This is a genomic window from Pseudoalteromonas sp. RWi3 (assembly GCF_054960735.1).
In genome coordinates, this window is sequence record NZ_JBHNYL010000001.1 from 303,091 (window position 1) to 319,294 (window position 16,204).

Here is a 16,204-nt window from a genome sequence, read left to right on the forward strand (position 1 = left end):
GCTTTTTACCCGCGCAGCGGATAAGCAAAAAGCGGCACGGTAAAATATGTCCGTTATAATTGCTTTGTTAAACGGCACATTTCTATGCACACGAGAATATTAACTTACCCGTGGTTTCTGAAAAAAACTACGACTTGTCATCGTTAAAACTATTTTGTACCACGATGTTTCCATTTTTGACCACAAGAGAAATGCGTTGTGTATTCATAATATCCTTGCTCGGAGAGGCATTTAAGATAACAAAATTGGCCTTATCGCCTTCATTGAAACCACTTTTAATACCCAGAAAGTTGGCAGAGTAAGTTGTTGCAGAAGCAATCGCTTGATTTGGTGTCATACCCGCTTCCGTTAAAAGCTTCATTTCTCTATGAACAGAATAGCCTTGAATAGTGTTCCAATTTCCTGAGTCAGTGCCTACAAGAATCTTAACACCTGCATTAATCATTGCGTTAACTGAAGAAAAAGTGACAGCATTTCGCTCTCTGAATTTAGCTTGCTTATCCTTATATTGAGTAATTAGATCAACGTGGCGATAGGCTGAAATTAAGGCTTCTGGAGCAAGTTCTTTAGTTAAAGGTGCATCTAACACCGTTGGATCAAATAAGAAATTAACGAAATCTGTATGAACTGTTAATGTTGGTATCATCACAATTCCTGCTTTCGCCATAAGGGCTGGTATGTCCTTTGGAATTTCACCTCGTGGTACATGGGTGACAGCTGAAGCACCAACTTCTATCGCATCCCTAATATCTTGCCAGGATTTAATATGCACAATAGATTTGATGCCAAACTGCTTAGATGTTTTAACTAATTGCGCAAATACTTCTTTTGAAATTGAAGGTTGATCATCAGAAGGTTGATAAACCATTTTTATCACATCAGGATCCTGTGCGGCTAACTCGGTCATCTCTCTTACTGCATCCGCAACAGATGCCACCGTTCTTGTAGCAATACCATATTCGGAACAATGACCTTTGGGTGCTGTAAAACAAGTCAGGCTAGCATATATATCTGCCCCCAGAAATTCTCCGTTTCGTTGCTTAGTTCTAACATCAATAAGATTTTGTTCATCGCCGAATAAGTCAACAAAGCCAGTGACTCCAGCTTTCAATACTCTTTCTGAAACAGCCTGTGTGCCTGGTGCATCGTTCTTAGAATTAGGTATATTGTTTCCAAACGAATGAGTGTGCATGTCAATAAGACCAGGAATGCCCCACTTTCCCTGCAGATCGATTTTTTTTCCTGGAAAGTCGTCAGGTAAAGTCTCTGTTTTGGTGAAAACAGTCCCATCTCTGACAACAATAGCCTTGTTTTCAAAACCATACTTTGGATCAAAAAAGTTTCCATTTACAAAAGCGGTATCATGTACAGAATAAACATTTTGGTTGGTTTCAATCTGACCAGATGAGCAGCTAAACAAAAGGAATGATAAAACGATAACAGTGAAATATTTTAAGTTAACTAGTAAAAACATGTCTAAAACTCCATGATCATGTAAACACAATTTTTTGTAATTATTTTTTATACCAAGGCTAGAAATTACGCGCCGTGCCGTTTAACGCCGCATTAAGCGGACTAAAATTGTGGGTTAAAATGAGTAGCGAAGCGAAACATAACCCACTGTTTTAGTTCCGTTTAAATGCCTTGTTATAACTACATTACAACGCAATTTACTTCTGTTTCGACTAGCCAGTTCTCATCGATAAATCGACTTACCTCTACAAAAGTACATGCTGGTTTTATTTTAAAAAACATTTCACCATGAGCTTTCGCAGCTTCTTCCCAGCGTGTTATATCTGTAAGCATGATTCTAGTTCTAATAACATCTTGAATACTTCCACCCGCTTCTTCAATTGCTTTAATTGAAAGCTCAAGACAATACTTTGTTTGGCTATATACATCGCCGATATATACTGTTTTTCCATTATCGATTGGAGCCGTTCCTGATACAGAAATCATATTTCCAATTCGGCAGGCACGAGAAAATCCAATGGGCTCTTCGAGATGAGAGCCAGAGGTTACAAGTTGTCTCATACTTCTCCAAGTAGTTATAACGCCCCAATAAGGGGCTGAAAATTGTTTGCTAAAATGTTGAGGAACGAAACAGCAAACTGTTTTTAGTCCCGCTTAATTGGCTTGTTAGGTAACAATTACAACGAAGCAATGAACCTTACTTCTGTTGGGTTTTCTATTGAACCATCCCACATGCCGCCATGACCAAAACTTAAAGCGTTAAAAACACCTTGAACTTGTACCCGTTTACTATCTAGTTTGGAATACTTTTCTAAATTATCAGTCTGAATCCAAATTTTATGTTCTCCGGATTTTATCCCGGTAACTTCATGCCGCATTAAAAGTGTGCCTTTAACTCTAACAATTTTCCCATGATATTTTTCTGGAGTAAGTGCTAATTGGATAATACTAACGGTACAAATACCAATTTTTGAGCCTTGATACTCAGGGAAACATTTTGTCCCCATGCGACCATCTTTTGTATATGCAACTTCCTGTGAAATAGCACTAAATGAAAAAAGAGATAATAAGAGCAAACTTGAGTCTAAACGCATAATTTTCTTGTTACCTAACAGCTTATTGAACACCACTTTGGGGGTTTATAACACCCCAAAACGGCGTATATTACATTGCTTAATAATTCCACTAAACAACTTCAATGTAAACAACTAATTACGTAGGCTGTAAAACACCCCTTGTTAAAATACACCAAAACAACTTTTAATAATGTTATTGGACAAAACACAAACAACTGTCTATACATACAGTACCACTTGAAAGTTGAATATTATTTATGAAATCTCTTTTTCTAAGCATGATTAAAGAGCATATGTATAGCAAGCGGTATGCTAAGAGCACTATTGAAGCTTATCTGTTTTGGATAGCTGCCTATATCCGTTTTAATAATATGCAGCACCCAAGCTCTATGGGAGACACTCAAGTGGAATTATATTTAAACCATTTAGTAAACTCGCAAAATGTAGCGCAAGGCACACAAGCACAGGCATTGAATGCGCTAAGTTTCTTATATAAAGAAATAATAAAGTGCCCCCTCTCATTATCATTAAACTTTGTAAAAAGTGAACGCCCAAGAAAATTACCCGTTGTGCTTACGCAAACAGAAGTTTCAATGCTACTTAAATACTGTATGGCAAAACATTATTTAGCGTGCGCACTACTTTATGGTAGTGGAATGCGGCTAATGGAAGTATTGCGCTTGCGTGTGCAAGATATTGATTTTGAATATAACTGTATTCGTATTTGGGATGGCAAAGGAGGCAAAAATCGTGTTGTTACACTGGCAATAGAGCTTGTTCCACAGTTGCGAACGCAAATACAATTAGTTGAAAGTTACCTACAACTGGATCTTAGCAATCCTTTATATAGTGGCGTTTATATGCCGCATTTATTACGTAAAAAATACCCACAGCATAACAAACAGCTAGGCTGGCAGTATTTGTTTTCATCACATAAATTAAGTATCGATCCCGAGAGTAAGCTGCTAAGACGTCATCATATTGATGAAAAGCAATTACAACGCGCTGTAAAGCAGGCTGCAAATGATGCGAAAATTAATAAACATGTTACACCGCATACCCTACGCCACTCATTTGCAACACATTTACTGCAAAGTGGTGCTGATATTCGCACCGTTCAAGCTCAACTTGGCCATTCTGACGTGAGAACAACGCAAATATATACGCATGTTTTGCAACAAGGCGCGAACGGGGTAATTAGCCCACTTAGTAAAATATTATAAAGTATGAAATTAGTTCATTTTTGCCAATTGGGGCTAACGTATGTTAGCCCCTTTAATAGGTATACTAATTACAGTGCGTTATGCAGTAATACTAAACCATAGGCGTCGAGTTGCTCGTCATTGAGGTCATGTTGCCAGCTTGTGGTTAACCCCTCGCGTTTGATGCTGCTAATGCTTTGCGGGTTAGCGGTTAAGTTGAGCACAAACATACTTTTACTGCCGTTTAACTCGCGGGTTATTTCAACAAGGCCGTTGTTGTGTTGTGTTAATTCATAACTGCCTTTGATACCGAGTTCTGGCCGCTGTTTTTTCTGTGCTATTAAGTGCTGATATAAACGCCACAATGAATTAGGCTGCGTTTGCTGCACTTTAACATTACGATCACCTTCGTTAATTTGCTGTACTAAAAACTCAGGCCACCACTGCGTATAGTTATCGTGAAAAAGTTCAGCCTGTTCAACCCAGCTAGTTTGGGCTTGGGTAAAGCCAGCTTGATTGCTGTTATCCCACTGCATTGGCGCGCGTTTATACACATCATGACCGGTTTGTCCTTGGGTTAGTCCTATTTCCTCACCGTAATAAATATAGGGTGTCCCTGGGGAGCTAAATAACATGGCAGCAGCTAGTTTTGCTTTATCGTCGTGCGCTGCTAACTGATACGCTACACGTTCTTGGTCATGATTAGTTAAAAATGGCGCAAAAAAGTCCAGCGGCGCTGTTGAATCAATACGCTGCTGTAAATTTTGTTTAAGCACCTTGGCATCAACTGCCTTGAGTTGTTTATTCGATTGCATGGTGCCAAATTGTGCTTCGCCACTCGCATCAGGCTTTAGTAATCCCAGTATTTTATAGCCCACTTCAAAGTCAAAACCTTGGTCGAGCCCCTTTCCATCTCCATAATACTTAGCCGCAACAGGAATATCAGCCCATGCTTCACCCACTAAATACGCTTGTGGGTTAACACTTTTTACGTATTGGTTAAAGCGTTGCCAGTATGCAATGGTTTCGTCTGTATCGGCTTGAGCATTGGCACCTCCTTCCATTGCAAAACGCACGGCATCCAATCTAAAACCGTCTACACCTTTATCAAGCCAAAACTTAGCCATTTTTTCCATTTCAGCAATAACATCAGGGTGGCGTAAATTCAAGTCAGGTTGGCTTGCTCCAAACGCACCATAGTAATACTGTTGGCGAGTTTCATTCCAATGCCATACTGCGTCGGGTTGGTCGTTATTACTCCAAGCATGTCCCCAGCCGCTTCCGGCTTTTGGCATATCGTCGCGCCAAATAAAGTAATCTGCATAAGGGGCTTCTTGTTTTGCTGAACGCTGGAACCATTCATGGTTACTTGATATATGATTTATAACTAAATCAAGTATCACTTTCATGCCTTTATCGTCAGCAGCTTTTATAAAGGCTTCAAATTCTGCCATGCTGCCGTAATCGTTTTCTACGTTATAAAATTCAGTAAAGTCATAGCCATGATAGGACGGTGCTTCAAACATGGGGGTTAACCACAGTGCGTTAACGCCGAGATTTTGTAAGTACGGTAATTTTTCGGTCATCCCGTTAAAATCGCCATGGCCGTCAGCATCGCTGTCGTAAAAGCTTCGTGGCCAAATTTGATAAAAAATGGCAGTTTCCCACCACGGGCTTGTTTGTTGCTCAATATTAAGTGGCGATGTGGCGGTTTTATTTGGATTAGATGATGGTGCGCTCTGGCAGCCAGTTAGCATCATTGCCAGTGCCAACGCGCTCAATGTAAAGGTTTTCATTATAGCCTCGTTGTTATTTTTATAAATAACATAGCCGTATTTCACTACGGCTATTTTATTAGTTTACGATTATTTTAGTGCTTTGGTAACCACTGGGTAGTGATCCCATACGTGTTTGTCGCTTAATGAGCGAACTAGCTTAACGTACTCTGCATGTGTCCAAGCCAGTGGTGTGGCAGAGTTAGTGCCCTCGCCAAGTTGGTAGCCTGCCTTGTTGTTACCCACGCCGTCCCATACTTGCTCAGGTAACATCATGCCCTCGTTGGCAAACTGCTCTAACCCTTTGACATAGGTGTTCTTAATGGCTTGTTGTTTGTCTGCGTTTAACGATTGCGTGGCATTGGCAGCAGCGATTTCGTAATGACCACGCTCGCCAGTAAAGAATGGCCAAACACGACCACGTTGCCCTGGGGTATTTTGCCCGCCTTCGGCGTAGTTTGTGCCAGTTACTTCGTCTTCACCGTAACCATCGTTACCATAACGGCGGAAGCCCGGGAATGAGCCGCTGCCGTCGCTAAACTGGTAGCTGTACTTAACTTGTAAGTTATCTGCTAACGTTTCGTCATCATACTCTGGCAATGTTTTTACAATGCTTGGCGCAAGTGCATCACGTACACCATAACGTACTAGCTCTAAAAAACCACCGTCTAGAATTTGCTTTTTATTAAAGCCTTCGCGGCCATTATTGGCATTAATTTTAGTGTTTGAATTGGCGTCTTTGTCTTGGCCGATACGAATAAAATACTCACCGTCTGAATTGCTTGATTCTAAATTACCAGCAGTAGTAAACATAATGTTTTCAATATCGCTGTTGTAGCTTTTAGCGGTTTCAAGATAACGTTTGGCGTTTTGGTCATCGCCAGCGAGTGTTGCAATATCAGCCGCAGTGATAAGGCCTGCAACAACCGCTGCGGTGGTCGAAGGTGAGTAACCTTCTTGCTCTTCCCAGCGCTCTTGTTGTGTGGCTGGCGGCGTAATTTGCATATCGTTCCACAAAATTTTGGCGCGGCCACCATCAACTAAAAAATCAGCAGCAGGTTTTAACATGCGCCCGTACCAATCAGTTAGCTCTGCATCTGTTAATACATCAACTTGGTGCAGTTTCCATGCAAGCATAATAGGCATGGCGGTTTGGTCAAGCTGCACGCCTACCCATTCAAGCTCACCGTCAACATGGGTTTTTTGTAAAAACCAGCCAGTGTCGCCATTGTTACCCGGTGTTTTAGCGTTTACTTGTACTTTTTCAAGATATTCGAATGCAGTTTTAGCCGTGGCACTGTCGCCCATTGCCATAAAGGCCATGGCTACTTGGTAGAAGTCACGCACCCATACTGCTTTGTAACCGGTTGACCCTGTTTTGGCAGATACTGTTTCGCCCCATGGGTTTGATAACGACGCAATAAGCGCGCCTGCATGGGTTTTATCTTCTTGCGCTTTTAATACCAGTGCACTGGTGTAAAGTAACTTTCCGTTATCGGCTGTTTGTGCAGTCATGGTATTAAGCGGTGCAAGGCTTTGTAAGTAATCTTGCCAGCCCAATACCTCGCCTTTGCCGTTGTAGTTATCAAGTACTTGTTGATAGCCACGATTTAAGCTGGCTTTACCTTCTTTAAAGCTTGTTTGCTCGTTGCTACCAAAGCTTAGGGTTAAATCAAATTGGCTGTTTTTGCCAATCTCACCTAGCTCGGCAAGTAAGCTCACATTACCTGATTGCTCACCGGTGTTGGTATATACATTATTTAGTTGCTGTGCGGTTTTAAGCTCATTTAGGCCACCGCTCTTGCCGGTAAAACCAACACTGGTTTGTTTAAACGGCTTTGCGCCTTGCAGTGATAAGTAATTATCGCCCTGCCAAGCCACTAAACCTTGCTCAGTGGCTTTGGCAAAGTCATCTAGGCCGTTGTTATCAATATATGGGTTAACACTTACATACGCTTTTACGCCTTCAAGCTTTGTATTAAAAATACTGCGAACAAACAACGTTTGCCCGTCTGGGTCGGTAAATATGTGTTTTTCTAGGCTAAAGCGACCTTGCTTGTCACTGCTTGTTACTTTGTAAGCCAGTGACAATGGGCGACCTTGTGAGTCTTTGTATAAATAATCAATGGTTACATCAAGGTCGTCGGCTTCAGTTACGGTAAAGTCTTTACCCACTACAACAAATTGCATGTCCTTAATTTGCGCTTGGTGAATAAGTCCAAACATGGTTTCGGTGATCATGCCTTTTGCAATTGAGAACCATACTTTTGAAACTGTGCCAGTTGTCGCATTATCGCTGTAAGCACCATTTTGGTATTGCTCAAAGGACGTACCAATACCAGTTTTGCCAGAGTATGCCCAAAATGGTTCAGCACCTGGTGCTCCTGGGGCTGAAACTTGCTGTGTTACAGCTGATGTGTTTGCTTGCTCCGTGCTACAGGCCGTTAAACCCAACATTAGTAAACTTGTGGTGATGATGTTATATTTTTTCATTTTTAACCCTTAATTCTTTCTCTTAATGATTGAGCATGCAAACGTTACTGTGTGTGCTTAACACGCAGCACAGCAACAGCTGCCAATACAAATGACATAGCGCCTAGCACTAATGCATAGATAGGTTGATTCTCAAAGAAGTGGCGTAAAATGAGGCCTAGTACGCTGGCTGCAAGTAATTGTGGGATCACTATAAAGAAGTTAAAAATCCCCATATACACGCCCATTTTGTGGCTTGGCACAGATGTACTCAGCATGGCGTAAGGCAGTGATAAAATAGACGCCCATGCAAAACCAATACCTATCATTGGCCAAATGAGTAACGTTGGATCTTTAATGACAATAAAGCTTACTAACCCTAACGCACCTAATATCAAGTTAATTGCGTGCGCTAGCTTTAAACCCACACGCTTTACGATGATCGGAATACATAAAGCAGCAATTGCGGCAAAACCATTGTATGCTGCAAACAAAATACCTACCCAATCAGCGCCATTATTAAACGCCGCCGAGCTTGTATCTGTACTGCCATAATGAAAGCTTGTTACGGCTGAGGTGGTATAAATCCACATAGCAAACAGCGCAAACCAACTAAAAAATTGCACCCATGCCAGCTGTTTCATTGCATCTGGCATTGTAAATACATCATTTACCACTTGGTAAAAACCGCCAGATGTGGCTTGCTTCGCTCTAAGCAGGCCTGCAATAAACTGAATAACACCAAAGCTCACTAACCCACCAGCAAGAAGATAAAGCTCTTTTTCTAAATTAAGCCCCGTCACTAGGCCCAGTACCGCTAAACCAAGAACGGTAAAAATAATCCCACCTTTGTTAAAATTAACCGTATTGTGGGTAACCGCCGCCGGGTCATTAGTATTGTCTTGCTCATTAAACTTCGCTAATTGCTCAGGTGAATACTCTTTTGTTGTTAAGATGGTCCAACCAACAGCAATAAATAAAATTACACCACCAAAATAAAATGAATACTTTACAGAGTCAGGTATTTGTCCTGCAGGTGCAGTATTGGCTATATCAAACCAGTTAGTCATCATCCATGGAAGTGCTGATGCCACTACGGCACCCACTCCAATAAAAAAGCTTTGCATGGCATAGCCAGTCGCGCGTTGTTTTTTCGGTAGATTATCACCTACTAAAGCACGAAATGGTTCCATCGTAACATTGATGGAGGCATCCATTATCCATAACATACCTGCTGCAATCCAAAGCGTTGGTGAGTTTGGCATAATAAATAAAGAAAGCGTGGTCAGTATTGCGCCATATAAAAAGAACGGACGACGGCGGCCTAGTTTGCCCCAGGTTTTATCACTCCAGTAGCCAATAATTGGCTGCACAATTAAACCCGTTAGTGGTGCTGCTACCCATAAAATAGGAATATCATCAACATTGGCACCTAAAGTTTGAAATATGCGACTCACATTACCGTTTTGTAATGCAAAGCCAAATTGAATGCCTAGAAAGCCAAAGCACATATTCCATATTTGCCAAAAACTTAAATCGGGTTTGTTATCTCTCATTATGTGCTCCAGTGGTAAGTACTGCACTGCTAAGCGCATTTAACGTTAGACTAATGTGTGCTTTTTCAGGGGTAATCGTGATCATTGCGGTTTGATTGGCTTCAAGTAAATCGAGTAGCTTCAATGAGCTTTGTTTATCACTAATGAGTGCATTTGATGGTACCTCAATCGTGATGGTTGTTTGTGTATCAGCAAAGTTGCTGACAACCCAAATTGTCTGCTGACCAATACTACGGCTAAATGCTGCAACTTGGTCGCTGCCCTCGACGATTAACGGTTGCATATCACCAGCAACAACTGCGGGGTGTTTACTTAGTGCCATCACTGATTTGTAGTAATCACGCAGCTTTTGCTGTTCCTCAGATAACGAGCCACCATCAAATTTTCCGTTATTCATCCACGCTTGGTGGGCGGGTACGCCAATGTAATCAAAAATACTCGTACGTGTTGGTTTGCCAAAGCCTGCATCTTCAGAACCATCCTCACCCACATCTTGGCCAAAATACAACAATGTAGGTGCACGACTGATCAAATGCGATACCACCAGTGCCGGTTTGCCTTTGACTGCACTGCCTGCAAAGTCAGGGCTGGCAATACGTTGTTCGTCATGATTTTCTAAAAAATGCAGCATGTGTTTTTCAATATCAGTCACTTCTTGCTGAGGTGCAAAAATGCTACTTGCTGGTTGTTTACCTTGCATAACGCCTTTTAAGGTGTCGTAAAATCCCACTTTATCGTATAAGTAATCCATTTTTCCTTGTTGAATATAAGGGCGATACAGAGTTGGGTTGTATACTTCAGCTAATAAAAACGCGTCAGGTTTATGCATTTTTATTGATGAGTTTAAAAAGCTCCAAAACTCCACTGGAACCATTTCAGCCATATCATAGCGAAAACCATCCACCCCTTTATCAAGCCAATACAAGGTAATATCGCGGAATTTATACCAGCTATTTGGTAAGTCTTTATCTTGCCAAAATTCAAAGTGAGCGCGTAAATCTTTGTTTTTGTAATCTGCAGGAAGCGTTGGAAAGTCGTAGCTGCCGTCAGGCTTAACACCATAGTTAACTTTTACCGTTTCGTACCAGTCATTAATATCTGGCTTGGCAGCGCGTGCGCCGTTGCCTGTCCATTTTGCAGGAGTCTCATTAAATAAGTTATCAGCAAGAGGGTGTGGTTTGCCTCCTAGCACTTGATAACCTTCACTCGTAGGGACTTGAAATGACTGACCTGTCACATAATAAAAGTTATTATCACGGGCATATTCGACACTTGTATTATCGTGTTCACCAAAGTCTTTTACACCAACAGGCTTTGCTGTTGAGTGATAATCTCGCGCAACATGGTTTGGCACGATATCAATAATCACTTTCATGCCATGTTGATGGGTGCGTTCAATCAACGCTGAAAACTCTTCTAAACGACGCTCTGGATTAATTGCTAAATCTGGATTTACATCGTAATAATCTTTAATCGCATACGGCGAACCAGCACGACCTTTAACTACATCTGGGTCATCCTGACTAATACCATACTGACTATAATCACCAACAAGTGCATGGTGCAGCACGCCTGTATACCAAATGTGAGTAGTACCAAGCTCTTTAATGCCTGTTAAGGCGGCATCATTAAAGTCACTGAATGTACCAACGCCGTTTTGCTCTTTTGTACCCCATGGCACATTGGCTGTTTGAGTGTTACCAAATAAGCGAGTAAATACTTGGTAAACAACTGGCTTTGAGTGCTCACTTACCTGTGGCTTTGGCTTTTCTTCATTTTGTTTTGTGTCGGGCTGTTCAGAGCAACCTGTTAAAAACAAACTACTGGCAAGTAACCATGAACCATACTTAATTGTGCTTGTTGTGTGTGTTGTCATAATTTTCTTATTTAGTCAGAAGGCTTAACAAGTGCTCATTAAGCCGTCATTTTATTTTACCTATGATACTAATGTGAACAGCGGCTGACTGACAGCATTTGCATACGTATTCACATTATTCAATAACTAATACCAAGGCGCTCATTGCGGGTAATAAAATGGGTTTATTTAACGTGACTGCTTGCTTGTAAAAAGAGTCTGCGCTTTTTAATCCCTGAAAGTACCTCGCTCATTAATTTAGTGACCACTCTTTGGCTTGCGTATTTTTGTTTAAAAATACGAACACATTTTTTCAGTTTAATTATTTTTCATGCGTGCTAAAAACTCACTGTGAGTGGGCAATTGATTTACTGTACCGTCAATTAACGTTTTTAAGTTTGTGAATAGATCTGCTAATTGCTCGTCGTTGAGCGCATTGGCTAAAGGATGAAAATCTTCTGCTTTCAGCCCTTGCCCAATCATGACTTGTTGCCAAGCAATTTCGGCAAACAGTTCATCATCTTGGCGTATAATTTTGCCTGTGGCTTTGAATAAATCGATTTTCTTTTGTAATGAGTCAGGAATATTCATTTGTTTGCATTGACGCCAAAATGCACTGTCGGTGCGCTCAGTTATTTTGTAATGCAAAATGATGAAATCACGGATACGTTCAATTTCAGTTTGGCTTTGTTGATTAAACGTCTCGACTAGGCTGTCATCAATTCCGTTATGCGGGAAATGCTTAATTAAACGAATAGCCGCGGTTTGGATTAAATGAATACTGGTTGATTCTAACGGCTCTAAAAACCCGCTTGATAAGCCCACAGACACTACATTTTTATGCCATTGTTTACGACGACGTCCTGTTTTAAAACGAATAACTCTTGGCTCAGTGATAGGCTCGCCTGGTAAATTAGCTAATAACTGTTGTTTAGCCTGTTCATCTGTAATGTGACGGCTCGAGAAAACTAAGCCATTACCAACTCGGTGCTGAAGTGGTATTTGCCACTGCCAACCTGCATCATGCGCAATAGAGCGAGTATAAGGCACGGGCTCAGCTTCGCTTTTAGTCTGCACAGCGATAGCACTATCGCAAGGTAACCAATGCGACCAATCTTCAAAGCCTGTATTGAGGGTTTGTTCAATCAACAAAGCGCTCAGCCCAGTACAATCAATAAATAAATCACCTGATATTGTTTGGCCATCTTCAAGTGCTAGCGCTGTAATAAACCCAGTCTCTTCACATTGTTTTACGTTGGCTATTTTACCTTCGATTCGGTTGACGCCCCTTGATATTGCAAGCGACTTTAAATATTCGCCATATAGCGTAGCATCAAAGTGATAGGCGTAATTTAACCCGGTAAGCTGTGTATTAGGTATGTGTTGAAGGTGGGTAAACTTATGCTGTTTTGCAGCTTGGTAGTTAAGCGAAAAATCCCAAAAATCAGCAGTAGTTCCTTGTTGCTTGGCTCTTAACCAAAAATGATAAAATTCACAAAACGGAAAGTCTTTACCAATATCACCAAAGGCGTGCATGTATGTGTGGTCTTGTGCTCGCCAGTTTTCAAACTCGATCCCCAATTTAATGGTTGCTTGAGTTGCTTTAATAAACTCGTTTTCTCGAATACCTAATGCGGCATTTAAATGAAGAATGGGTGGTATGCTGGCTTCACCAACACCCACAGTGCCAATTTCGTCTGATTCAATAAGCGTAATATTAACGACCTTGCCCAGTACTTTATTAAGTAATGCAGCGGTTATCCACCCAGCAGTACCGCCACCCGCTATTACCACTTCTTTAATTTGTTTATTTTGCATAGCCCCTGCTCCACTTGCTTTTGCTTAAGTGTAGTCGATATAAAAAAGCCCTTGTAAAACAATTTACAAGGGCTTTTCTACGCTAAAGATTGTTATAGCTTGTAACTAAAGCCTAACAAGAACGTACGACCGTAGTCTTGGTAATCACGTACTTGCAGTGCACTGTCACCTTGTAAAGAAACAAATGGTTCTTCAGTAATATTTTGCACTTGGAATGTCACACTTAAACCATCAAGGCTTTCTACAGCGCCTTCACTAAAGTCATAACCAATTTGCGCATCCCAAATAGTTTCGCCTTTAATATCAACCTGTGCTGTTTCAAAACCTGGGCCGTAGATATCACCTTTAAAGTCGCTGCGTTTACGCATGCTGGTACGCGCTTGGAATCCATTACGCTCAAAGTAAACCGTTAAGCTATCAATTTGGTCTGATAAACCTGGTAGCTCAAATTCGTTACCTCTTTGATCTTTTAAGTCTTGCTCTACACCTGTGTGACTAGCAATTAAACCAAAGCCATCAAGTGAGTCGCTAAACATGGTAAACGGTAAGGTTAATGAAAGCTCGTAACCCCACAGGTCACCACCGCCACCATTCACTTTACCTGAACCTGTCGCAATTGGATTTTCAGGAACTTCACCCGTAGATGGATCAGGAACCCCTGTTAAATCAGTTTCGTAAGTACCGTCAAAAATCCATTTTGAAATATCTTTATAAAATAATGCAGCTGCGAAGTAGCCTTCTTCATGAAAATAATTTTCATAGCTTAAGTCTAAGCCTGTCGCTTCTTTTGGCTCTAGGTTTGGGTTACCGCCAGATATTGCCCAGTTATTACCATTCTCGTCTACTTGCTGATTATATACAGCACTGACAGATGCATTCATCTCATCTAAGCGCGCACGAGAGATAGTTTTAGCTGCGCCAAAACGCACTGTTTGTTCTTCATCAATAGCGAATGATAAGTTGATACTTGGTAAAAAGTGATTATAGTCATGGCTAATATCTGTAGGAGACACTACTACTTTACCATCTACGGTGTTTGCTGCATTACCTTGAGATGATTGCTTAGTCTCAACGTAACGTACACCGATATTACCCGTTACAAGCGTTGAGCCAAACTCGGTATTTATATCAGCTTGAGCAAATAACGCTGTTACTTCTTCTTGTACTGTCCAAGAGCGAGTTAGATGCTTTGAATCATTTAAGCTTTCTTGAAATAAACTATAAAAACCATCATTTACAAGCGCGTTAGTATCATAAGCAATCATGTCGCCCATACCGATAAAATCAAGGCTTGCTGAGCCCAAACGGTACTGCTCAGGTACTGACACCATGCCAGGGTTTGACAATGAAAAATCTTTTAGTGTCATAAAGTAACCTTCAGACATTTTTGACTTTTCACGATCTCGGTATGACATACCAAATAAAACACGGCTAATATAAGCGTTATCAAGTACTTTACTAGCTGCTAGCTTTAATGTGCTTAATTCATCATTGATCTCTGGCGCATTAATAAAGCCATCTTGTGCCTGGTTTTTATAACCAGAAATATCTTCACCATCTGCATCAACTAAACCATATTTTAGATTCAGAGGTTTGCTGGCTCCCCAAGATAATGGACCACCTAATTGAATCAAGCCAAAGTCACTGTAATCTAGCTCATGTGAAAATTGCGCGCCAGTATTACCATCGTCAAAGGTATAGCCAATATTATCAGCTACGCCTCGATTATCGCCACGACCAGTACCAGAGTAGCTTTCGATACTCCAGATTCTGCGCTCTACTTCAGAGCGACTTACATCAAACTCTACAGACCAGTCATCATTAATGTCATATTTAGTATTAAAACCAAATTGCGTTAAATCTGCATCTCGCTCTTCATAGTCATTTCGCACTACAACGCGCTGACCTTCTGTCATTGCACTGGTAATAAAACCTGTTTCAGAGTCAATCGATGTCGCTTCAATTGATCCTTGGCCCCATGCGAAAGGTACTTCGATACCACGGAGAATTTTTTCATCGCTAAAATCAACATATAACGCATCAAATGTCATGTTTAAGCGATCTGTTGGTGCTGCTTCAAGTACTAACATGGCTGAATCGCGTTCAAGGGTTGATGAACGCACGAACGGTTTTGCACCACCTAAAATTGAATAGTTTTGACCATCTTCATCTTTGTCTGGGTAGCCCCATGAGTTCCAACGTTTTTCTTGGTTAGGTGAGCTCATGGTGTTGTAAGCAAATGCAACGCCAATCGTGTCATCTGCAAACTGGTCGATGTATGAAACCGTACCACGGAAACCTTGATCATCGCCATCAGGGTTAAGTTTATCAAACCCTGTTTGCTCTAGCTGACCATTAAACATGATAACGCGCTCACCTTTACTTAAAGGTTTTACGGTTTGCATGTCGATTACACCGGCAATGCCTTCAGCGTCTAAGCTAGCACTTGGTGTTTTATATACGGTTACACCGCTCATTATTTCTGATGGGTAAAGGTCGAACTCAACACCACGGTTATCACCAATTGATACTTGCTCACGACCATTAAAGGTTGTTGCACTTTCGTTTTCGCTAAAACCACGAACACTTACACGACTCGCTCGTCCGTCTAGGCGCTGTGCAGTCAGACCTGGTAAGCGAGCGATTGATTCGGCTATTGAAGAATCTGGTAATTTACCAATATCTTCTGCAGAGATAGATTCAACCACTTCTGATGAAAAACGCTTTGTATTGATTGACTCTACTACACTGCCACGAAAACCTTTAACTTCGATGACTTCAACGTCGCTCTTAGCTGTTGGCTGTTCTTCTTGTGCGTATGAAGTGAAACTGCTAATACCTGCTGTTGCAAGTGCAATTGTTAATATACTTGGTTTGAACATAGACATGATGTTTTCCCGTTACCCATATTTTGTATTGCCAACATAATTCACTGCTTGTGATAGAAGCGAGCAACTCATTGGCTGATTTTGTTGTC

At 41.2% G+C, this 16,204-nt stretch carries 10 protein-coding genes; 1 reads left to right on the forward strand and 9 read right to left on the reverse strand.

Annotation, left to right across the window (positions count from 1 at the left end):
• Positions 1-127 precede the first annotated feature (127 nt).
• From ACFI4Z_RS01290 to ACFI4Z_RS01300, 3 genes are all read right to left on the reverse strand, one after another.
• A complete protein-coding gene (locus ACFI4Z_RS01290) occupies positions 128-1,474 on the reverse strand; it encodes an amidohydrolase family protein (protein ID WP_462669008.1) in 1,347 nt (448 codons plus the stop codon).
• A gap of 179 nt (positions 1,475-1,653) precedes the next feature.
• The gene (locus tag ACFI4Z_RS01295; RefSeq protein ID WP_462669009.1) at positions 1,654-2,034 is read right to left on the reverse strand and encodes a RidA family protein; all 381 of its coding nucleotides are present in this window, start codon (positions 2,032-2,034) and stop codon (positions 1,654-1,656) included.
• 116 nt (positions 2,035-2,150) lie between these two features.
• Positions 2,151-2,567: a hypothetical protein gene (locus ACFI4Z_RS01300; RefSeq protein WP_462669010.1), complete on the reverse strand. Its 417-nt coding sequence runs from the start codon at positions 2,565-2,567 to the stop codon at positions 2,151-2,153.
• 239 nt (positions 2,568-2,806) lie between these two features.
• Between ACFI4Z_RS01300 and ACFI4Z_RS01305 the strand changes: the two genes are divergently transcribed.
• Positions 2,807-3,772, forward strand: a complete 966-nt coding sequence (locus tag ACFI4Z_RS01305) for an integron integrase (protein WP_462669011.1) — start codon at positions 2,807-2,809, stop codon at positions 3,770-3,772.
• A 68-nt stretch (positions 3,773-3,840) separates the two neighbouring features.
• Here ACFI4Z_RS01305 and ACFI4Z_RS01310 read toward each other — a convergent pair whose 3' ends face one another.
• From ACFI4Z_RS01310 to ACFI4Z_RS01335, 6 genes are all read right to left on the reverse strand, one after another.
• Positions 3,841-5,547 carry an alpha-amylase family glycosyl hydrolase gene (locus ACFI4Z_RS01310; protein ID WP_462669012.1) on the reverse strand — a complete coding sequence of 569 codons (1,707 nt, stop codon included), beginning with the start codon at positions 5,545-5,547 and terminating at the stop codon, positions 3,841-3,843.
• A gap of 69 nt (positions 5,548-5,616) precedes the next feature.
• Positions 5,617-8,019, reverse strand: a complete 2,403-nt coding sequence (locus ACFI4Z_RS01315; RefSeq protein WP_462669013.1) for a glycoside hydrolase family 15 protein — start codon at positions 8,017-8,019, stop codon at positions 5,617-5,619.
• Between the two features lie 44 nt (positions 8,020-8,063).
• Positions 8,064-9,554: an MFS transporter gene (locus tag ACFI4Z_RS01320; RefSeq protein WP_462669014.1), complete on the reverse strand. Its 1,491-nt coding sequence runs from the start codon at positions 9,552-9,554 to the stop codon at positions 8,064-8,066.
• Positions 9,544-11,430: an alpha-amylase family protein gene (locus ACFI4Z_RS01325; RefSeq protein WP_462669015.1), complete on the reverse strand. Its 1,887-nt coding sequence runs from the start codon at positions 11,428-11,430 to the stop codon at positions 9,544-9,546. Before ACFI4Z_RS01325 ends, ACFI4Z_RS01320 begins: the two co-directional genes overlap by 11 nt.
• Before the next feature lie 297 nt (positions 11,431-11,727).
• The gene (locus ACFI4Z_RS01330; RefSeq protein WP_462669016.1) at positions 11,728-13,227 is read right to left on the reverse strand and encodes a tryptophan halogenase family protein; all 1,500 of its coding nucleotides are present in this window, start codon (positions 13,225-13,227) and stop codon (positions 11,728-11,730) included.
• Between the two features lie 92 nt (positions 13,228-13,319).
• Complete coding sequence (locus ACFI4Z_RS01335) at positions 13,320-16,115, reverse strand: TonB-dependent receptor (RefSeq protein WP_462669017.1); 2,796 nt, start codon at positions 16,113-16,115, stop codon at positions 13,320-13,322.
• Positions 16,116-16,204: the final 89 nt, after the last annotated feature.

Excerpts from the sequence above, each read along its gene's own strand:
- ACFI4Z_RS01290 (WP_462669008.1), bottom strand. The coding sequence starts at position 1,474 with ATGTTTTTACTAGTTAACTTAAAATATTTCACTGTTATCGTTTTATCA.
- ACFI4Z_RS01295 (WP_462669009.1), bottom strand. The coding sequence starts at position 2,034 with ATGAGACAACTTGTAACCTCTGGCTCTCATCTCGAAGAGCCCATTGGA.
- ACFI4Z_RS01300 (WP_462669010.1), bottom strand. The coding sequence starts at position 2,567 with ATGCGTTTAGACTCAAGTTTGCTCTTATTATCTCTTTTTTCATTTAGT.
- ACFI4Z_RS01305 (WP_462669011.1), top strand. The coding sequence starts at position 2,807 with ATGAAATCTCTTTTTCTAAGCATGATTAAAGAGCATATGTATAGCAAG.
- ACFI4Z_RS01310 (WP_462669012.1), bottom strand. The coding sequence starts at position 5,547 with ATGAAAACCTTTACATTGAGCGCGTTGGCACTGGCAATGATGCTAACT.
- ACFI4Z_RS01315 (WP_462669013.1), bottom strand. The coding sequence starts at position 8,019 with ATGAAAAAATATAACATCATCACCACAAGTTTACTAATGTTGGGTTTA.
- ACFI4Z_RS01320 (WP_462669014.1), bottom strand. The coding sequence starts at position 9,554 with ATGAGAGATAACAAACCCGATTTAAGTTTTTGGCAAATATGGAATATG.
- ACFI4Z_RS01325 (WP_462669015.1), bottom strand. The coding sequence starts at position 11,430 with ATGACAACACACACAACAAGCACAATTAAGTATGGTTCATGGTTACTT.
- ACFI4Z_RS01330 (WP_462669016.1), bottom strand. The coding sequence starts at position 13,227 with ATGCAAAATAAACAAATTAAAGAAGTGGTAATAGCGGGTGGCGGTACT.
- ACFI4Z_RS01335 (WP_462669017.1), bottom strand. The coding sequence starts at position 16,115 with ATGTCTATGTTCAAACCAAGTATATTAACAATTGCACTTGCAACAGCA.